The following is a 17,558-nucleotide window of genomic DNA, read 5'->3' as shown; positions in this document are numbered from 1 at the left end:
CCTTCCATCCTCGCGTTGCTAATACAGGAACACATCGGCCACCGACCCCGGCATCGTCATCTGGACATGGTGCGAGGCCGACGCCAGCGCGTGGTCGACGAACATGCCGGCCTCCAAACCGCGCCACAGGGCGCCGCACGCGACGATCACCGCCACGAACGCCGCCGTGACCAAGGCGAACTCGACCGTCCCCTGCCCGCGCTCGTCCGGCGCGCGCCGCGCCCGCCCGTCGCCTACAGCCCGTTGATCCCTTCCGCGATGGCGTCCCACAGCTCTTGCAGCTTCGGCCGGAACACGGTGATCGCGATGATGGCGATCACCACCAGCACGCCCACGAGGATGGCGTACTCCGTCGTGCCCTGCCCATCCTCTCGATCGAGCGCCCGCCGAACACGGCACGTCGCCCGCGCCATCCATCTCCAATACGCTTCCATGCGCAAACCTCCTCATTCCTACAACCCTTCCATCAGTTCGAGCAGCACCGGCCCCAGCACGAGCAGCAGCATGGCCGGCAAGATGAGCGTGCCAGTGGGCACCATCATCTTCACCGGGGCCTTCGCCACCTGCTCTTCCACCTGCGCACGATGCACCGCGCGCGCCTCGGCCGCAGCCGACTCGAGCCCCTCGGCCAGCGACGAGCCGAAGCGCAGCGAGCGCACCATGCTCTCCGCGACGCGCGCGAACAGCGGCGAGTCGTACGATGCGGCCAGGTCGCGCAGCGCGTCGTCGCGGTTCGTCAAGCCCATCGACCAGGCGCGTTGGGCGCTGGCGCACGCGCACGCCAGCTCCGAGGCGAAGTGCGCCCCGTACAGCGCGAACCCGCGGTCGAACGACAGCCCGCTGCGCAAGCCGAGCGCCACGACCTCGAGCATCTCCGAGAGGTCGCGCTCCAGCCCGTCGGCGCGCTCGCGGCGCGCCCGCTTCACGGCCCGGGGCATCGCGAGCGCGCCGCCCGCCGCCCCGGCGAGCGCGCCGAGCACGGCGAGCTCCGTGGAGAACACCGCCCCCACGAGCGCGCCCGCAAGCCCGCCGGCGCACGTCAGGCGCACCGCGGCCTCGCAGAATCCGCCCGGCGACACGACGCGCTCCAAACCCGCCTGCTTCGCGTGCCGGGAAAACCACTGCCGTGCGCGCGCCAGCCGCAGGCGACCGGCAAGCGAATCGGTCGCGCCGAGGGCGAGCCGCTGGCTGAGCTGCGCCGCGTACCGAACGCAGTGCAGCTCGCCGCCGGCAGGCTCCGCCTCCCCATCCCGCGCGGCGGCCGCTTTGCGCAACCGGTCGCGACGGGCCGTCGCGGCGCGCCTTCGGAGCAGCGAGGCGCCCGCCACCCCGCCGCCCACGCCCGCAGCCGCCATCGCCGCCGCAACCAGAAACGGCGCCTGCTCCCACGGCATCACCCCACCTCCACGGCCAGCATGCGACGCACGACCGCGATGCCCGCAACCTGCATGCCCAGCGCCAGCACGAGCAGCGCGACCCCCAGCGGACTCTCGAAGAACGGTGCGAGAAACCCTTCGCTCACCAGCGAGAACACCGCTATCAGCACGAAGGGCAGCAAGCTCACCACCCGCGCCGACAGCTTCGCCTGCGCCGTCTGCACGCGCAGCGCGCGCCGCAGCCCGATCTCGCTCTCCACCGTGTCGCGCGCGGCGTCGAGCACCTGTTTCATGCTGCCGCCCGCCTGGTGCTGCACGTCGAGCGCCACGGCGACGAACGCCAGCTCGGCCACCGTCGAGCCGCTTCGCAGCACGTCCAGGGCGCGCCCGGCGCTCTCGCCGGTCTCCATCCGATGCGCCGCCCGGGCGAACAACGACCCGAGCGGCTCCTGCACCTCGCTCGCCACCTGCTGGAACGTCTGCAGCAGCGACAGACCCGACTGGAAGCACACGCCCATCGAGCGCAGCGCGTCGGGGATGGCCTCGCGCATGGCATCGCGCCGCCTGTCCTGCACCGTGCGCAGCCAGACGACCGCGCACGCGCACAAGCACGCGACGACGGCGATCCCGCACACGAGCGAGCTCGACACCGCGCCCGCGCACACCCCGGCCCCGGCGAGCGCCGCAAGGCACACCGACAGCAGCGCCTCCTCCGTCGTCATCAGGCCGCGCGCGTCGGCCGTACGGACCGCCTCGCGCACGAGCCCGGCCACCATGCGGCCGCCCAGCAGCGCCCGCGCAACCGGCAGCGTCCCGCGCACCCCGTTGCGCAGCAACCAGGCGAGCCGCCCGGAGCGGACCGCCCCGTCGCCGACGACCGAGGCCGGCCGGCGGCGGGAGCGCCCCGCCACCGAGGCGCTCGCCGCCGCACCGCAGCCGAACGCGGCGAGCGCGCCTACGCCGACAAGCGCACCGTACGCTTCCATCGCTCCACCTCCTCGCGATCGGCTGCGCCGACCTTCGCCGCCTCGTCGATCCACGACGGAAGCGCCTTCCACCGGCCCGCCCGCTCCGTCAGCCCCCGCGCGAACAGCGCGCGGACCGAGCAGCAGCGCTTCTCGCCGTCGTACACCAGCTCGGCCACGTCCGAGACGAACCGCGACCCGTCCAACGCGCGCGCCGTCTGCACGATCACTTCGAAGGCGCTGGCCACGTTCGACTCGATGACGTCCACGGGCAGATCGACCGCGTAGCGCACCATCGTCGTGAGGCGCGACACCACGTCTGCCGGCGAGTTCGCATGCAGCGTGGTCAGCGACCCGTCGTGGCCGGTGTTCATGGCCTGCAGCATGTCGAGCGCTTCGGCGCCGCGGCATTCGCCCACCACGATGCGGTCGGGCCGCATGCGCAGCGCGTTGGTCACGAGGTCGCGGATGGTCACCTCGCCCGTGCCCTCCGCGTTGCGGGGCCGCGCTTCCAGGCGTACGACGTGCGGGTGCTCCAAGAACCGCAGCTCGGCCGAGTCCTCGATGGTGATGATGCGCTCGGACGGCGACAGCTCGCAGGACAGCGCGTTGAGCAGCGTGGTCTTGCCGCTGCCCGTGCCGCCCGACACGGCGATGCTCTTGCGCGCGCGAACCGCCCACACGAGAAACGCACGCATCGTCCCGTCGAACGACCCCGTTGCCTCCATATCGTCCAAGGTTATCACCCGCTTCGCGAACTTCCTGACGGTCATCACCGGGCCGTCGAGCGCGAGGGGCGGGATGATCACGTGCACGCGGTGGCCCTCGGGCAGCCGCGCGTTCACCATGGGCGACGCCTCGTCGATGCGGCGGCCCAACGGCCCCAGCACGCGGTCGATGAGCGCGCGCAGCTGGCCGTCGTCGGCGAAACGCTGCTCGCTGCGGCACAGGCGCCCGTCGCGCTCGAAGAACACGTCGGCGGGGCCGTTCACCATGATCTCGGTGACGGACTCGTCGGCCAGCAGCGACTCGAGCGGGCCGAACCCGAACACCGTGTCGATGAGGTCGTCGGTCAGGCGCTGCCGCTCCCGTTCGGGAACGCCCGCCCACGCAGCGTCCTCGAAGGCCTGGCGGCACGCGCTTTTCAGCTCGTTGCGGGCGCGGCCCGGCTGCTCCGCCATGATGGCGGCGATCTCGTCGATGGACACGAACGTCTGGATGCGCTCCTTGAGCCGCTCCAACGCCGCGTCGCCCGAATCGGGTGCGGACGACGGCGTGCCGTCGACGTCGCGCACGCGGCTCATGAGAGACATGGAGCCTCCTTCCTCCGACGGCGGGGGCGCTTGCTCACCGGCAGGCGGAACCCCGCTGCGCGCGGCGCGCCCTCCTCCGACCGCGATGCCGCGCGCCCGTCGCCCGGCAACACGGCCGACAGCGCTTGCTCGAGGCTCGCGCACAAGTCGTTCTTCGACGAGAGCAGCTCGGACGGCAAACCCGCCCCCAGCAGCTCCTCCACCTCGCCGCCGCCGTCCTTGAGCTCGAACACGTGGGCGCCGCGCAGCGCGCACGATACGTCGATGGACGTGAACAGCGCGTTCTTCGAGCATCGGTTGACCGCGTACAGGAAGGGGCCGGTCGCGATGCCGCACCGCGCGCAGAGATCGAGCGCGTGCTGGCAGGCGCGCAGCGACGACGGACGCTGATCGACCAGGAACAGCGCTTTCGAGCTTCGCTCGAGCAGCAGGGCATGCTGTTCGGCCCAGGCGGCACCCGTGTTCGCCACCACCACGTCGAAGCGGGCCGTCAGCTGGTCGAGCAGCTGCGGCGCGCGCTCGACGACCGCCTCACTGTCCTCGAGATGGCGCGGCGCGGCCAGCACGGCCGGCTGCCGGCCGTCCGATCGCAGCTGGTCGAGGCGCGCCGGCGCGGCCAGCACGTCGTCGACGGTCAACGGGTTCTGCACGCCCATGAGTGCCGGGACGTCTCCGAATTGCAGGTCGAAGTCGAGCAGCAAGGTGTTGAAGCCCATCCGCTGCGCGATGAGCGCCGACAGCACGGCTACGGTGCTCTTGCCCGCGCCGCCGCTGCCGCTGACCACGGGCAGGAGGAACCCGGCATGCGCCCGCGGGCGGCGCTCTTCGCACCGCATCGGCCGGGGCGCGACCGTCGGCGCGGGAGCCGGGGCAGGGGCGGCCGTCGGCGCGAATGCGGGCGTCGGCGCGGGAGCCGGGGCGGGGACAGGGGCAGGTGCGGGCGCTTGCGTCGGGGGCGTCGCCATCGACCACGGGCACGCGTACGCCTGCTTGCGCCGCGCATATCGTTCGGCCAGCGCCTGGCGCGTGAGCGAGGCGTCGATGCCCGTGGCGCTCACCCGGCTTTTCAGCGAGCCCGTGTCCTCGAACGCCAGCATGCACACGCAGCGGTCGCTGCGGTCGCGCTTGATCGTGGCCGCCAGGTTGATGGGCGCGACGTCGTCGCTCGACGCCACCCACACCTCGTCCACGAGACGATCCGCGCGCAGGAACCTGCGCGCCTCCTCGGCCGAGGAGAAGAGGCGCAGCCACCCTTGCGCGGCCAGGTTCTCGCCGACCAGCCCGATGGACTCGGGATGCTGCAAGCTCATCGTATCGGCGCACAGCGCCACCAAGGACCCGCTCATCGCTCCCCCTCGCTTCCCGGCAGCGTGAAGTACAGCTCGGTCTTCTGCGCCGCCGCGACGATTTCCTGCACCGATTCGGGCCCGACGGCCACGGTGATCCACGACACGTTCGCGCCCGACAACTCCTGCGAGCTTGCGCTCGTGGCCAGCACGAGCACGTCGCTCGCCAGCACGTCGGTCGACGTGCCGCCGGTGGCGTACATATCCACCTGCGACCCGGCCGCGATGGCGCCGCCCACCGCCTGCACGTCCTTCGCCGGGACGCTCACCGCCGTCAGGCCCTCGGGAACGTCGAGCCGGTTGCCCGCATCGCGGAAGCGCTGTCCCGACAGCACCTCGCCCGCGAGGATCGTCGACGACGCCTTCTTCCCCACCACGTCGTCGGCCGACCGGAACGCCTCGGCAGGCAGCAGGTCGGCCACCCACAGGCGCGTCTCCACCGCGCCCGCATCCACCGACTCGCCCGCCGCGATATCGCGCTTCGCCACGCACACTTCCAGCTGCTCGCCCCCGTAGCGCGCCAGCGCCTCCGCCCGAGCCGCGTCGGCCTCGCCCCGCACGCCCTGGGTGTATGCGAACACGCATGCCGCACATGCCAGCCCGCAGGCGATGCCGATGATCGTTGTTCTGCTCCGCTTCATATCGTCCTCTCCGCCGCGTTTCTTCCTTTCAGTATGACCAGCTCATCTCACGTTTTGATGGCACAGTTCACCATGAAAAACCGTCTGGATCTCACCCGTTTCCCACGCCGAGCGAACGCCGATTCCACGTGCCGTGCCCGCGTTTCCAACGCGCATTGCACGCGCCGCACCGCGAAATCTCACGCCGATCCAACGCGTTCCAATACGCAGGGGCGCAAGATGAGGCTTTCCTGGGGATTCGTTGCGCGATCGCGTCTTCTATGCGAGAATGGGTGCTCGCCGCAAGGCTGCGAAACACGGGCGATTGGCGCAGCGGGAGCGCAGGTCCCTTACAAGGACAAGGTCGGGGGTTCAAATCCCTCATCGCCCACCATCGGATACGAGAAGGGCCGTCGGATGTTCCGACGGCCCTTTTTTCGTCGCTGTCAGCAACGGATAAACAAACGAATGTTTCACGTGAAACATTCGCAACGGAGCGCGATGGCCGCGCCCCACACCCATGGCGCAGCGGGAGGCCGAGGCTTGGGAGGGCGGCGGTATCCGGCACTCCTATGGCGCGGCAGGAACCTCGGGGCTTGGGCGTCGCTCGCCACGCCGATCGCCCGCTGCGCCCGACGCGGATCGGCACGGGGCGCGCCCGCTGGCCCGCAAGCGCGACCCCGCACCAAAGAGCCAGGCCAGAAGCGGGAACTTCGCAGAACCGGGCCCGGCGTCAGACCAAGGGACGAGACTCGACGAAACCGGACGACGAAGCGCCAGCCCTTACTTCCCGCCCTTTGGGGCCCAATCCTTCATGCCGGGGATGGCGCCGCCGGCCACTTCCCAGAGGTACAGGCTGGCCACCGAGCCGTACGGCGCGTAGCGGCGGCGGTACTTCGCGAACAGCTCGGGCGTGATGCGCCGATGGTGGTACACCATGCGCAGGCCACGCTGGATGGCCAGGTCGCCCCAGCTCAAGATGTTGGGGCGCTGCATCGAGAACGTCATGAGCATCTCGGCCGTCCACACGCCGATGCCCGGCAGCGCCGACAGCGTGCGGCACACCTCGTCGTCGGGCAGCTCGACCAGCGCGGCGAGGTCCACCTCGCCGGACCGCACGCGCTCGGCCGCGCCCTTGATGTAGCTCACCTTGCGAAACGAGATGCCCACCCCTTGCAGCTCCTCGTCGGAGCAGGCCGCCATCGTCTCGGGCGTCACCTCGCCGAACGTCTCGAGCACGCGGTTCCAGATGGTGGTCTGGGCTTTCGTCGAAATCTGCTGCCCCACGATGCAGTTCACGAGCGCGGAGAACAGATCGGGGTGTACGTCGCGCTCGATATGCCCGACCGCCGCCATCACCTCGGCCAGCCGGGGATCGCGCGCGGCGAGGTACGCGACCTCCTCGTCGCCGTATTCGAACACCGCCATGCCGCCGCCCTTCTCGTCGCGTGCCTCGTTTCGGCCCAGTATAGCGAAAGACCCGGCCGAGGGAGGGGCCGGGTCTTCGATAATCTCGAGGCGGAAAGGGAGGGAGGGGATTCCGCCTCGAGCGGGTATGCTCGGTTGGAGCTTCCTAGCGCTCGCGCAACTCGTGGCAGGTGCCGCATTCGTACACGCCGCGGTGATGGCACTGGGCGCAGTACTTCTGGGCATCCTTCTCCAAATCCTTGGAGTGGTTGTTGTGGCAGTCGGTGCACGTGGCCGGGTTCTCCTCGTGCTTCTCGCCGGCGGGGCGCTCGTGGGGGTTCACGGTGGTGCCCTTGTCGTCGGTGAGCGCCGTGGAATCGGCGGTCTTGGCGGCCATGTCCTCGAGCGTGCCGTGGCACGACTCGCACGTGGCCGGGTCCACCGTGACCATCGTCGGCTTCGAGGCCGGCTTGTCGCCGAACTTCACGTCGGCGTGCGCGGTCGAGAGCTCGCCCTCGTCGGTGTGGCATTGGGCGCACGCGACGCCCTCGGCCTCGTGGGCCGTCGCCTGCGGGCAGGCGGCGTCGGTCGCCGACTCGGCCTCGCTCGTGTGGCACATCGAGCAGTCGGACTCCATCGTCCAGTTCACGGGCTGGCCGTCCATGGCCGACGCGGCGGAGCCGGAGCCGGAGCCCTCCGCCTGCTGCCCGGACTCGGCCGGGGCGTCGGTTTCCGCCTTCGGCGCGCAGCCCGCGAGCGTCCACATCGCGGCCGTGAGCGCGAGGACGACGCCGAGGACGGCGAGCACGACGAGGCGCCGGTCGGCGGCGTGTGCTTGCACGGTCATGCGCTTCTCCTATCAATCTCGTCTTGCAGTTGTCGGGCGGTTTCCCGCCCCTGCGCCCGCCGAGCATGAGGCGGACGGAAGGCCGGCGGTTTCCCGCCGGGGCGCGCCCGCCGAGGGAACGGCGGGCGCAAGGGGTAGAGTCGCATCCGACGCCCCTGGGGAGCGGAGCGCCGGACCGATCATCGAGGGGTTCGCTACTTCGCGTCCCAGGCCTCGAGGCCTGCGGCGTGACGCGCGGAGATACGGCCCCACACCTGGTTCTCGGCGTTGTTGCCGCCGGTGATGCCGTAGCTGTGGCTCTGGAAGTTGCCGAAGCAGCCCGCCGCGTACAGGCGCGGGATGGGGTTCTGAGCCGGGTCGAGCACCTGGCCGTGCTCGTTCTTCATCGGGCCGCCCAGCGTGGAGCAGGAGCCGGGGTAGATGGAGATGGCGTAGTAGGGGCCTTCGTCCAGCGCGACGAGGGTCTTCTCGGAGCGGTCGAAACGCGCGTCCTTCTGAGCCTCGCAGAACGCCTGGTACTCGTCGAACGTGGCCTTCAGGGTCTCCGGGTCCATCCAGTGGTCGAAGTCCTTGATCTTCTTGGCCAGCTCGTCCAGCGTGTCGCCCTTGAGGATCCAGCCCTTGTCGAGCTCGGCCTTGTTGTCCTGGCTCCAGCCGTCCCACGCACGGATGGAATCCGGCAGGTCGGACGCGAAGTTGCCGCACTCGAAGGAGTCGCCCTGGCTCGTGGACATCTTGCCGGCGTCGAAGCAGCTCTGGTCGAAGATGCACCACGACGGGATGCGGTCGTAGTCGTCGATGGCGTCATCGAAGTGCAGCAGCGTGTGCCAGCCGTTGTGCGGCGAGCCCATGCTGTTCTCGTTGACGTAGCGCTTGCCCAGGCGGTTCACGTTGAAGTAGCTGAAACCGGGCATGAAGTACAGGATGGAGAAGTCGTTCTCGGGATCGCGCGTCCACATGGAGTACATGGAGATCGCCATGTCCATGTGCCACAGCTTTGCTCCCACGTCCTCGACCATCTTGATGCCGTCGCCCGTGTTGTACTGCCAGCCCTCGAACTTGAAGGGGTAGCACTTGAGGTACTCGTTCTTGAGGTCCTCGTTGAACTCGAAGCCGCCCAGCGTCAGGATGACGCCCTTGCGAGCCTTCACCGTCTTCTCCTCGGAGCCGATCATCGTGTACGCGCCGACGATCTCCTTGGTGTCCGGGTTCTGGATGAGGCGCTCGTCATGGCAGTCGAACATGACCTGCACGCCCAGCTTCTCGCGCTGCGCGTCCAGCTCGTGGAACGACAGCATGCCGAAGCCGTCGACGGAGGACAGCTTGCAGGAGCCCTCGTAGGCGTTGTCGTCCAAGAAGTAGTACTCGGGAATGGCGCCGGCCAACGCGACCTCGGACACCTCGTAGGTCATGCCGTACTTGTCGGCGTACTCGGTGTTGCGGGCGCACTCGTTCACCCAAGCGTCGATCATCGGCTCGGGCGTCTTGCCGTGCGTGAAGGCCTTGATGTACTTCGCGAAGCGGTCCTTCTCGTTCTCTTCGACGATGGTCCACTCGCCGTTGTTGATGGAGCTGTTTCCGCCGCCGCGCTCGGGAGCCTTCTCCAGCACGATGACTTCCTGGCCGCACTCGTCGGCGCCGATGAGGGACGCCCACATGCCCGCGCCGCCGTAGCCGATGACCAGCAGGTCGCACTCGTAGTCCCAGCTCTTCGGCATCCAATCGCCCGAAGCCGCGCCCGTCGAACCCGACGCGCAGCCGGCCAGCGCGGCGGAACCCGCCACGGCGGCGGCAGCGACGCCCGCGCCCTTCAGGAACGAACGACGGGAAACTCCGCCTTCCATGCCTTTGCTCATAGTGTTCCTTCCTCCTACTCGGATGAATGCCCCTCCTTAGAAGCATCCGTTCTTGCAAGGACGAACCCTACGCTTCCAACCGGGAAGGCACATCTGATGAGCAGTCTGATTTTGGGCGCGGTATCTGACGTTGGATAGGATTTTCCTGGTCAACCGCCTATCGGATGCTCCATCCGATTTGATCAACGTTTGAAATTGCGTATGATACTACACATGGTTTTGTTGCAGACGGGAGGGAGCCGCGCTCATCGGCGCGACCCGTGGCATGAACGCTGGGGAGAGATGCACATGCAGTACGGCACCAAGGGTGAACGCGTCGGCGAGCTGGCGTTCGAATCGGCGGCGGAAGCAACCGCCGCCGAGCGCGATTCGCGCACGCTCGACTACCTTATCACCGTCATCGGATTCGGCCTGTGCCGCGCGTGGATCGTCTTCTGCCTGGGCGCGCCGCTCGTCGCCGGGGCCGCATCCTCGTTCACGTGGGCCTATCTGCTGTTCGGCGCCTTGAGCGCGCTGGCCGTGTCGTTCGTGGTGAACCGCAGCGGGAAGCGGGAGGGAACCGTGCGCGTCGCGCTGTTCCGGTTCACGCCCGTCGCCCTCGCGGCCAGCGGCATCATCATCCCGCTGGCGCTTTGGATGGGCAGCGAGCCGCTCATGGTGGTCGGGTTCGTCGTCGGCGGCCTGGGCGCCGGGCCGCTCCAGGTGCTGTGGGGCGACCGTTTCGCCCGCCACGCCACATTCTTCGCCACGATCGCCTCCCCCGCCGCGGCCATCGTCACCGCCCTCGTGGCCGGCATGTCGAGCGACCACACGAGCCTCATCGGCTTCGCGGTGATCCCGCTGCTGTCATTCGGCCTGCTGCTGTTCGAGGCGAACCGCACCGGGCTGTCGTGGAGCGACCTCGCCCAGAAGCCGATAGGGGAATCCTCGGGCGCGATCGCCGACGAGGGCGTGGCGGACGGACGCGTCGGTGAGCCCGCAGGTTGCGACCGCGAGCGCGAGCGCGACTGCGATCCCAGCGCGAAGTTCGGTGTGGGCAAGCTCATGTTCTCCATCATGACGTTCTCGTTCCTGTGCCGGCTGTTCGACGCCATGCCGTCCCACGTCGACCCGTTCTCCTTCATCGGCGGAAGCGCCATCTTCGCGCTCATGGCGGTGGGCGTCGCGTTCCTGCTCATCGCCGCGAAGCTGCGCGACCGTTTCAACGCGACGCTCACGTACCGGCTGTCGCTGCCCATCATGGTGGCGGGATTCGTGGCCATCGCGCTGTTCTTCGACACGCACGCCGCGGTGTCCATCCTGCTGATCAACGCGGGCTACGAGTTCTTCGACATCCTCACCTGGGTGCTGTTCGTGGACGTGTCGCGCCGGCGCAACGAGAACGCCCTGCACATCTTCGGGCTGGGCGTGGCGTTCATGTTCGCGGGCATGGGCGTGGGGACGCTGGCGGGCAAGGCGTGCGACGCGATGATCGCCAGCGGCGACGTGCAGATCTCCGTCGTGGCCATGCTGGCGACGCTGTGCCTCGTGGTGGTGGCGTTCATGGTGCTGCCCGAAGGCGTGGTGTCGCAGCTGTCGCAGACGATGCGCACGAGCCGCAAGGAGAAGGAGGCCGAGGAAGCGCCCGCCGTCGCAACCGCGGACGCGGGCGCGGGCCGCCTCGAGCAGCACTGCGCGTGCGTGGCGCGCGACTACGGCCTGACGCCGCGCGAGAGCGAGGTGATCGTGCTGCTGGCCTACGGCCGCACCCTCTCCATCATCGCCCGCGACCTGCAGATCGCGAAGGGCACCGCCCGCACCCACATCGAGAACATCTACCGCAAGCTGGACGTCCACAAGCAGCAAGAGCTGATCGATCTGGTGGAAACGTACGAGTAGGGAGGCGTTTACTCTTCCTTCGCCGCCGCCGCTTCGCGCTCGGCCCGCTCCCGCTCCAGCTCCTCGAGCACTTCCTTCGGGGTTTTCGGGCGAGGCAGCTCGTGGGAGATCGCTTCGGCGAGCGCCTCCTCGTCGGCGCCCTCGATGCCGATATGCACGATCGCGTCGCCGATCGTCAGCTTCTGCACCACGTCGAGGCCCTCGACGGTCTGACCGAACACGGTGAACTTGTCGTCGAATTCGGGCTGCTCGGACAGCGAGAAGTAGAACTGGCAGCTGCCCGAGTTCGGGTCGGACTTGTGCGCCATGCACAGGCTTCCCAGCACGTGCTTGTTGTTCGGGTTGGCTTCCCACTCGTCGACGATGGTGTAGCGCGCGTCGCCCGTGCCGGGGTGGATGCCGCGGATCACGCCGCGCGCGGCGGCGTCCACCTGGGCCGGCCCCAGCGTGCGCGTCGTCGGGCAACCGCCCAGCACCACGGAGCCGGGCTTGTGCGCGTGGAATTTCAGCTTGTCGTAGAAGCCGCGCGCCGCCAGCTCGACGAAGTTGCCCACGGTCACGGGCGCGTCCTTGCCGACCAGCTGCACGCGGATCGTGCCGCGCGACGTCTCGATGACGGCGACCTCGTCGCCGGTGGGGATGTAGTGCGGGGTGTATACGGGCAAGACGATTCGTCCCATAGGTGCCTCCTTGTATCACTTGGACCATGTGCGACTCCCATGATACCCACGCCCCCGTCCCCCGCATCAGATGGAGCATCGTATTTTGCTCCGATCAGGCCCCATCCTTCAATTCGCAGCCTTCCACGAGGTCGATGAGCTCCTGCTGCTTATGCACGCCGAGCTTCGCGTACACGTTCTCGATGTGCGTCTGCGCCGTCCCCTTGGCTATCTGCAAATCGCGCATGACGATGGCCAGCGTGCGCCCGCGCGCCAGAAGCACGAGCACCTCGCCCTCGCGAGGCGTCAGATGCCGCTCGATGGCGAGGGCCTCGCAGCGCTTCTCCAAAGGCGGCACCGCGGGAGCGCCCACATCCGCCGCGCCCGCCGCAGGCCCCTCCCCCTCCTCGCCGTCGCGCTCTCCGCCGCGCAGACGCCCCCGACGACCCACCACCTGCGCGATCGTCCCCTCGGGAATGACGAGGAACGCCGTCACCACCAAAACGGTGACGCAGAGGATGCCCACCGTGGACATCTGCACGGACTCCGCCAGCAGGCGCGCGTGCAGCTCGCCTCCGACGAGATACCCCAGCCCCATGCCGCACAGCGTGGCGGCCACGCCCTGCCCGAACACCCGGTAGCGCCCGCCCGCGTCCTCGCGCCGCTGCGCCAGATCCACGAACAGAATCCACGTCACGATGTCGAACAGCTCGTAGCCGATGCCGATGAGCAGCACCGACAGCGCCCAATGGTCGTAGAAGAACAGCGAGACGATGGCCATGCCCAACGCCATGAGCGGAAGGGACAGGCGGTAGGCGAACACGGGCTCGAAGCGATCGCCGCACAGGAAGGCGAACAGCAGGAACAGGATGCCCACCACGGCCAGCGCGAACACCGAGCTGCCGCCGAACACCACGAAGGGGTCGATCACGCCCTCGCCGGGAAGCGAGTCGAACACCCGGCACAGGAAGCTGAACACGCCGATGCTCACCATCAGCTGGGCGATCGACTTGCGCGACAGGGCCGGCCGATCGCGCTCCGCCGGCACGGCGGGGGCGGCCGGGACAACCGGCGCGGCCGCTGCGCCCGAAGGCTCGTCGCGCGGGCGCTCCTTGTCGATGCGCGAGGTTTCGACCAGCAGCAGCACGAACGACATGACCGGGAACACGAAGAACGCGAGGAACCCGCGCTCGCCGACGACGAGCGCGATGAGCAAGGCGATGACCACGGCCGTGGCGGGGTAGCACGCGAGCGCGAACGGAACCGGGCGGCGCGCGTACTCGTTGCCCCATAGCACCTGCAAGAAGCTCGAGGCGGCGCCCCCGACGACCACGAGCACCGCCAGCATGATCGGCTGGCCGCACGCCAACGCTATCGGCATCGCGACGGCGCACAGCACGGTGAGCGCGCCCGTGACGCCGCGCAGCCGCACCTCGAATCGCGCCTGCGTCGCCGCACGCCGTGCCGCGACGGCCACGCCGGCGGCCGCCACGGAGCCGGCAAGCAGGAACATCCAGTTCGAATGCGACACGAGCGTGGTCACCGCGACGGCGGAAAGGCACAGCACGATCCACGCCCGGCAGAATGCGAGGCCCAGCAGCACGATGTAGAAATCGAGCGATCGCCAATCAGGGCAAAACGCCGTGAGCTTGCTCCGCAGGCACGTCCCCATGCTCCCCTCCTTCTTCCGAGCCCCGCGTCCCCCGCGCGGCTCGACATCATCCCCGCGCCCAGTATAGCAACCTCCCCTTCGCCGCATATCGGATGGAGCACCCTAAGGGCCCCCTCCCGATGCCCCTCACCTGCGGCGCGGTCGATCGAGCAAAAATGGGGCGGTGCGCTCGATGGCGCGCAAGCCCCCAACCCGTACGGTGATCGAGGGCGCCGATCGTTCGAGGCGGCGCCGATCAAGCAAAGAGCAAGGAGCAAGGAGCAAGGAGAAAGAGGAGGAACGATGAACGCAAAGGAACTGGGAGGGCTGTCGCGCCGCTCGTTTTTGAAGGGCGCGGGCGTCGCTGCCGCCGCCGTGGCGGGCTCCGCCGCGCTGGCCGGCTGCGCGTCGGGCACGGGGGCGTCGCAAGATTGGATGCCGAAGAGCTGGGACTACGAGTGCGACCTGCTGGTGGTCGGCTACGGCGGCGCGGGCATGTGGGCCTCGCTCATCGGCGCCGACGAATGCGGCCAGCAGGTGCTCGTGCTGGAGAAGGCGCCGGTGCGCGGCGGCGGCAACAGCTCCATCAACAACGGCGAGTTCGCCATCATCAACGATGCGGAGGGCATGCGCCAGTACTGGCACGAGATGACGCAGGATGTGGACACGCCGTCTGCGGTCATCGACGCCTGGATCGACGAGGGGCTGCGCAACTGCGAGTACGCCGACAAGTATGAGCTGGAGTACGACATCAACGAGAAGGCCATCGCCGGCACCATTCCCGAGTACTCGTTCCTGCCCGGCGGCGAGGGATGCCAGTCCATCGCCGACCCTCCGGGATTCGGCATGGCCTCGTTCGAGATCCTCGACCAGAAGCGCAAGGACCTGGGCGTCGAGGTGCTGTTCGACTGCCACGACGAGCACCTCATCCAGAACCCCGACACCAAGGAGATCGTCGGCTGCACCACGATGATCGGCTCCGAGGAGAAGACGGTCAAGGCGCGCAAGGGCGTCATCCTCTGCACGGGCGGCTTCGAGTTCAACGAGGACATGAAGCGCAAGTACCTCAAATGCTACCCCTTCAAGTTCGAAGGCTGGAAGTACAACACGGGCGACGGCATCCGCATGACCGAGGAAGTGGGCGGCAAGCTGTGGCACATGGGCATGGCCGGCGCCATGTACGGCATGTGGACGCGCGATCCCGAGAACGACTTCCTCATCCTCATCATGCCGTCGGATCAGACGTTCATCTACACCGACCGGCTGGGAAAGCGCTGGGTGGACGAGATGCGCATCGGCTCGCCACACAACGGATGGCATGCGTTCACCCACTTCAGCGACGAGATCTGCGATTACGACCACTGCCCCAGCTGGTGCGTGTTCGATCAGACGCTGTTCGAATCCGGCCCGATGTCCACGCGCCAGGGCGACTGGTTCGAATGCGGGAACTTCACCACCATGCTGCCCGACGAGCTGCGCGATTGGGAAGGCTGGTCGGACAACAACCAGGCCGAGGTGGACAAGGGCTGGATCATTAAAGCCGACACCCTCGAGGAGCTTGCGGCCAAGATGAAAGCCATCGACAAGTGGATGGACGCCGACACGCTCAAGGCCACCGTCGACACGTGGAACCAGGTGTGCGAGAACGGCGAGGACCCGGAATTCCACCGTTCGGCCGCCACGCTGAACCCGCTGAACAACCCGCCGTTCTACGCGTACACGGTGTACCCCGGCTCGTGCTCCACGCTGGGCGGCGCCATGAAGAACGAGCACGGCCAGGTGCTGGACGTGTTCGCCGAGCAGCCCATCCCGCGTCTGTACGGCGCCGGCAGCTTCGGCAACATCCACTCGCACACCTACGGCATCACGGGCGGCAACGTGGCCGAGAACATGATCTGGGGCCGCATTTCGGCCCGCCACGCGGCGTCGCTCGACGCGTGGGACGAGAAGAAGTAAGGAGAAGCGCATGACCGTGCAAGCACACGCCGCCGACCGGCGCCTCGTCGTGCTCGCCGTCCTCGGCGTCGTCCTCGCGCTCACGGCCGCGATGTGGACGCTCGCGGGCTGCGCGCCGAAGGCGGAAACCGACGCCCCGGCCGAGTCCGGGCAGCAGGCGGAGGGCTCCGGCTCCGCCGCGTCGGCCATGGACGGCCAGCCCGTGAACTGGACGATGGAGTCCGACTGCTCGATGTGCCACACGAGCGAGGCCGCCTCGGCGACCGACGCCGCCTGCCCGCAGGCGACGGCCCACGAGGCCGAGGGCGTCGCCTGCGCCCAGTGCCACACCGACGAGGGCACGCTGTCGGCCGAGCACGCCGACGTGAAGTTCGGCGACAAGGCCGCCACCAAAGCGACCGTGGTCACGGTTGACCCCGAGACCTGCATCTCGTGCCACGGCACGATGGAGGACATGGCGGCCAAGACCGCCGGCTCCACTGCGCTCACCGACGACAAGGACACCACCGTGAACCCGCACGACATCCCGGCCGGCGAGAAGCACGACGCCAACCCGGCCACGTGCACCGACTGCCACAACAACCACTCCAAGGACCTCCCCAAAGACTCGATGCGGTACTGCGCGCAGTGCCACCACCGGGGAACCTTCGAATGCGGCACCTGCCACGAACTGCGCGAACGCGCGACGACCTAGCACCTCCCGTTCAGGGACCGGGGCATCCCTCCCCGCCCCCCGTCCCTCCCTATCCGCAGAGCCCGGCATCCCTCTCCGCCGGGCTCTTTCGCCGTCCGGCTCGCGACGCGCAGGTGCGAAAAGGGGTATCATCGAAGGATTACGGGAGAAGAGAGGAATCGCCATGTCGTCGATCGTTCGCGCCGTGTACTTCAGCCCCACGCGCACCACCAAGACCATCGTGCAGGAGGTGGCGGGCGCGTTGGCCGCGCCGTTGGGCGCCTCCGTCGAAGCCGCGGACCTCACGCTGCCGGCGCAGCGTCCGGCCGACGTTTCGTGCGCGGCCGACGACGTGCTCGTGTTCGGATTCCCCGTGTACGCCGGGCGCGTGCCCGTGCTGCTGCGCGACGAGTTCGCGCATCTGGAAGGCCGCGGCACGCCGGCCGTGGTCGTGGGACTGTACGGCAACCGCGCCTTCGACGACGCGCTGCTGGAAGCCGCCGACCTGCTGGAAGAGCGCGGGTTCAACGTGACGGCCGCGGGCGCGTTCATCGGCGAGCACTCGCTCACCGCGCGCGTGGGAACCGGCCGTCCCGACGACGCCGACATCGCCGTGGCGCAGCGCTTCGGCGCGGACCTGGGAGAACGCCTGGCGCGCTCGCGCGACCTGCCCGCGCCCGCCATCAAGGGCAGCCGCCCTTACAAGGAGCTCAAGCCCGGCGCCGACGTGCGCCCGCTCACCTCGGACGCGTGCACGAGCTGCGGCATCTGCGTCGCGCGCTGCCCGCTCGGCATCATCGACGAGGATGACCCCGCGCTCGTGGGAGCAGGATGCCTCCACTGCTGCGCGTGCGTCAAGAGCTGCCCCGAGGACGCGAAGCGCTTCTCGAGCGAGTCGACCGACCAGGTGATAGCCATGCTGGAATCGAAGTGCCTCGAGCGCAAGGAGCCGGAGCTGTTCCGGTAGGGCCTGCGCCCGCGTGCAAGCGGTGCCGATGTCGGTGCCGCTTG

The 17,558-nt window shown here is 68.7% G+C and carries 16 protein-coding genes and 1 tRNA gene; 5 read left to right on the top strand and 12 right to left on the bottom strand.

Features of this window, described 5'->3' with window-relative positions; all coding sequences use genetic code 11:
- Positions 1–18: 18 nt before the first annotated feature.
- The 7 genes from GS424_RS03210 to cpaB are packed head-to-tail and all read right to left on the bottom strand — an operon-like array spanning position 19 to position 5,641.
- Entirely contained in the window at positions 19–270 is a 252-nt protein-coding gene (locus GS424_RS03210) for a hypothetical protein (protein WP_186938550.1), read from the bottom strand.
- Positions 234–434, bottom strand: a complete 201-nt coding sequence (locus tag GS424_RS03205) for a Flp family type IVb pilin (protein WP_154334776.1) — start codon at positions 432–434, stop codon at positions 234–236. Before GS424_RS03205 ends, GS424_RS03210 begins: the two co-directional genes overlap by 37 nt.
- 18 nt (positions 435–452) lie before the next feature.
- Complete coding sequence (locus tag GS424_RS03200) at positions 453–1,394, bottom strand: type II secretion system F family protein (protein WP_160943509.1); 942 nt, start codon at positions 1,392–1,394, stop codon at positions 453–455.
- On the bottom strand, positions 1,394–2,362 hold the full coding sequence (locus GS424_RS03195; protein ID WP_160943508.1) for a type II secretion system F family protein: 969 nt from the start codon (positions 2,360–2,362) through the stop codon (positions 1,394–1,396). Before GS424_RS03195 ends, GS424_RS03200 begins: the two co-directional genes overlap by 1 nt.
- Positions 2,332–3,654 (bottom strand): TadA family conjugal transfer-associated ATPase, encoded by a 1,323-nt coding sequence (locus GS424_RS03190; RefSeq protein WP_160943507.1) that lies wholly within the window; start codon positions 3,652–3,654, stop codon positions 2,332–2,334. Before GS424_RS03190 ends, GS424_RS03195 begins: the two co-directional genes overlap by 31 nt.
- Complete coding sequence (locus GS424_RS03185) at positions 3,642–5,000, bottom strand: CpaE/TadZ family protein (protein ID WP_160943506.1); 1,359 nt, start codon at positions 4,998–5,000, stop codon at positions 3,642–3,644. Before GS424_RS03185 ends, GS424_RS03190 begins: the two co-directional genes overlap by 13 nt.
- Positions 4,997–5,641, bottom strand: a complete 645-nt coding sequence (gene cpaB / locus GS424_RS03180; RefSeq protein ID WP_160943505.1) for a Flp pilus assembly protein CpaB — start codon at positions 5,639–5,641, stop codon at positions 4,997–4,999. The genes GS424_RS03185 and cpaB overlap by 4 nt, the downstream gene beginning before the upstream one ends.
- A 298-nt stretch (positions 5,642–5,939) precedes the next feature.
- Between cpaB and GS424_RS03175 the strand changes: the two genes are divergently transcribed.
- A tRNA-Val gene (locus GS424_RS03175) sits at positions 5,940–6,014 on the top strand.
- Between the two features lie 389 nt (positions 6,015–6,403).
- On the opposite strand, the gene GS424_RS03170 is transcribed toward GS424_RS03175, so the two are convergent.
- The 3 genes from GS424_RS03170 to GS424_RS03160 form a co-directional block, all read right to left on the bottom strand.
- A complete protein-coding gene (locus tag GS424_RS03170) occupies positions 6,404–7,048 on the bottom strand; it encodes a DNA-3-methyladenine glycosylase family protein (RefSeq protein WP_160943504.1) in 645 nt (214 codons plus the stop codon).
- 145 nt (positions 7,049–7,193) lie between these two features.
- Positions 7,194–7,874, bottom strand: a complete 681-nt coding sequence (locus tag GS424_RS03165) for a cytochrome c3 family protein (RefSeq protein WP_160943503.1) — start codon at positions 7,872–7,874, stop codon at positions 7,194–7,196.
- Positions 7,875–8,068: 194 nt separating this feature from the next.
- The gene (locus GS424_RS03160; RefSeq protein WP_160943502.1) at positions 8,069–9,730 is read right to left on the bottom strand and encodes an FAD-dependent oxidoreductase; all 1,662 of its coding nucleotides are present in this window, start codon (positions 9,728–9,730) and stop codon (positions 8,069–8,071) included.
- Positions 9,731–10,018: 288 nt separating this feature from the next.
- Between GS424_RS03160 and GS424_RS03155 the strand changes: the two genes are divergently transcribed.
- Positions 10,019–11,608 (top strand): LuxR C-terminal-related transcriptional regulator, encoded by a 1,590-nt coding sequence (locus GS424_RS03155; protein WP_244977652.1) that lies wholly within the window; start codon positions 10,019–10,021, stop codon positions 11,606–11,608.
- An 8-nt stretch (positions 11,609–11,616) separates the two neighbouring features.
- On the opposite strand, the gene GS424_RS03150 is transcribed toward GS424_RS03155, so the two are convergent.
- On the bottom strand, positions 11,617–12,288 hold the full coding sequence (locus GS424_RS03150; protein WP_160943500.1) for a peptidylprolyl isomerase: 672 nt from the start codon (positions 12,286–12,288) through the stop codon (positions 11,617–11,619).
- A 94-nt stretch (positions 12,289–12,382) separates the two neighbouring features.
- Positions 12,383–13,939, bottom strand: a complete 1,557-nt coding sequence (locus GS424_RS03145) for a helix-turn-helix domain-containing protein (RefSeq protein ID WP_160943499.1) — start codon at positions 13,937–13,939, stop codon at positions 12,383–12,385.
- Between the two features lie 282 nt (positions 13,940–14,221).
- Here GS424_RS03145 and GS424_RS03140 point away from each other — a divergent pair, with 282 nt between their 5' ends.
- The 3 genes from GS424_RS03140 (at position 14,222) to GS424_RS03130 (ending at position 17,514) form a co-directional block, all read left to right on the top strand.
- Entirely contained in the window at positions 14,222–15,874 is a 1,653-nt protein-coding gene (locus GS424_RS03140; RefSeq protein ID WP_160943498.1) for an FAD-dependent oxidoreductase, read from the top strand.
- Between the two features lie 10 nt (positions 15,875–15,884).
- Positions 15,885–16,568, top strand: coding sequence for a cytochrome c3 family protein (locus GS424_RS03135; RefSeq protein ID WP_160943497.1), 684 nt, complete (start codon positions 15,885–15,887; stop codon positions 16,566–16,568).
- A gap of 163 nt (positions 16,569–16,731) precedes the next feature.
- The gene (locus GS424_RS03130; RefSeq protein ID WP_160943496.1) at positions 16,732–17,514 is read left to right on the top strand and encodes a 4Fe-4S ferredoxin; all 783 of its coding nucleotides are present in this window, start codon (positions 16,732–16,734) and stop codon (positions 17,512–17,514) included.
- Positions 17,515–17,558 lie beyond the last annotated feature (44 nt).

It is taken from the genome of Eggerthella guodeyinii, from assembly GCF_009834925.2.
In the GTDB taxonomy this organism is placed as follows: domain Bacteria; phylum Actinomycetota; class Coriobacteriia; order Coriobacteriales; family Eggerthellaceae; genus Eggerthella; species Eggerthella guodeyinii.
This window is presented reverse-complemented; position numbering and strand designations above follow the sequence as displayed.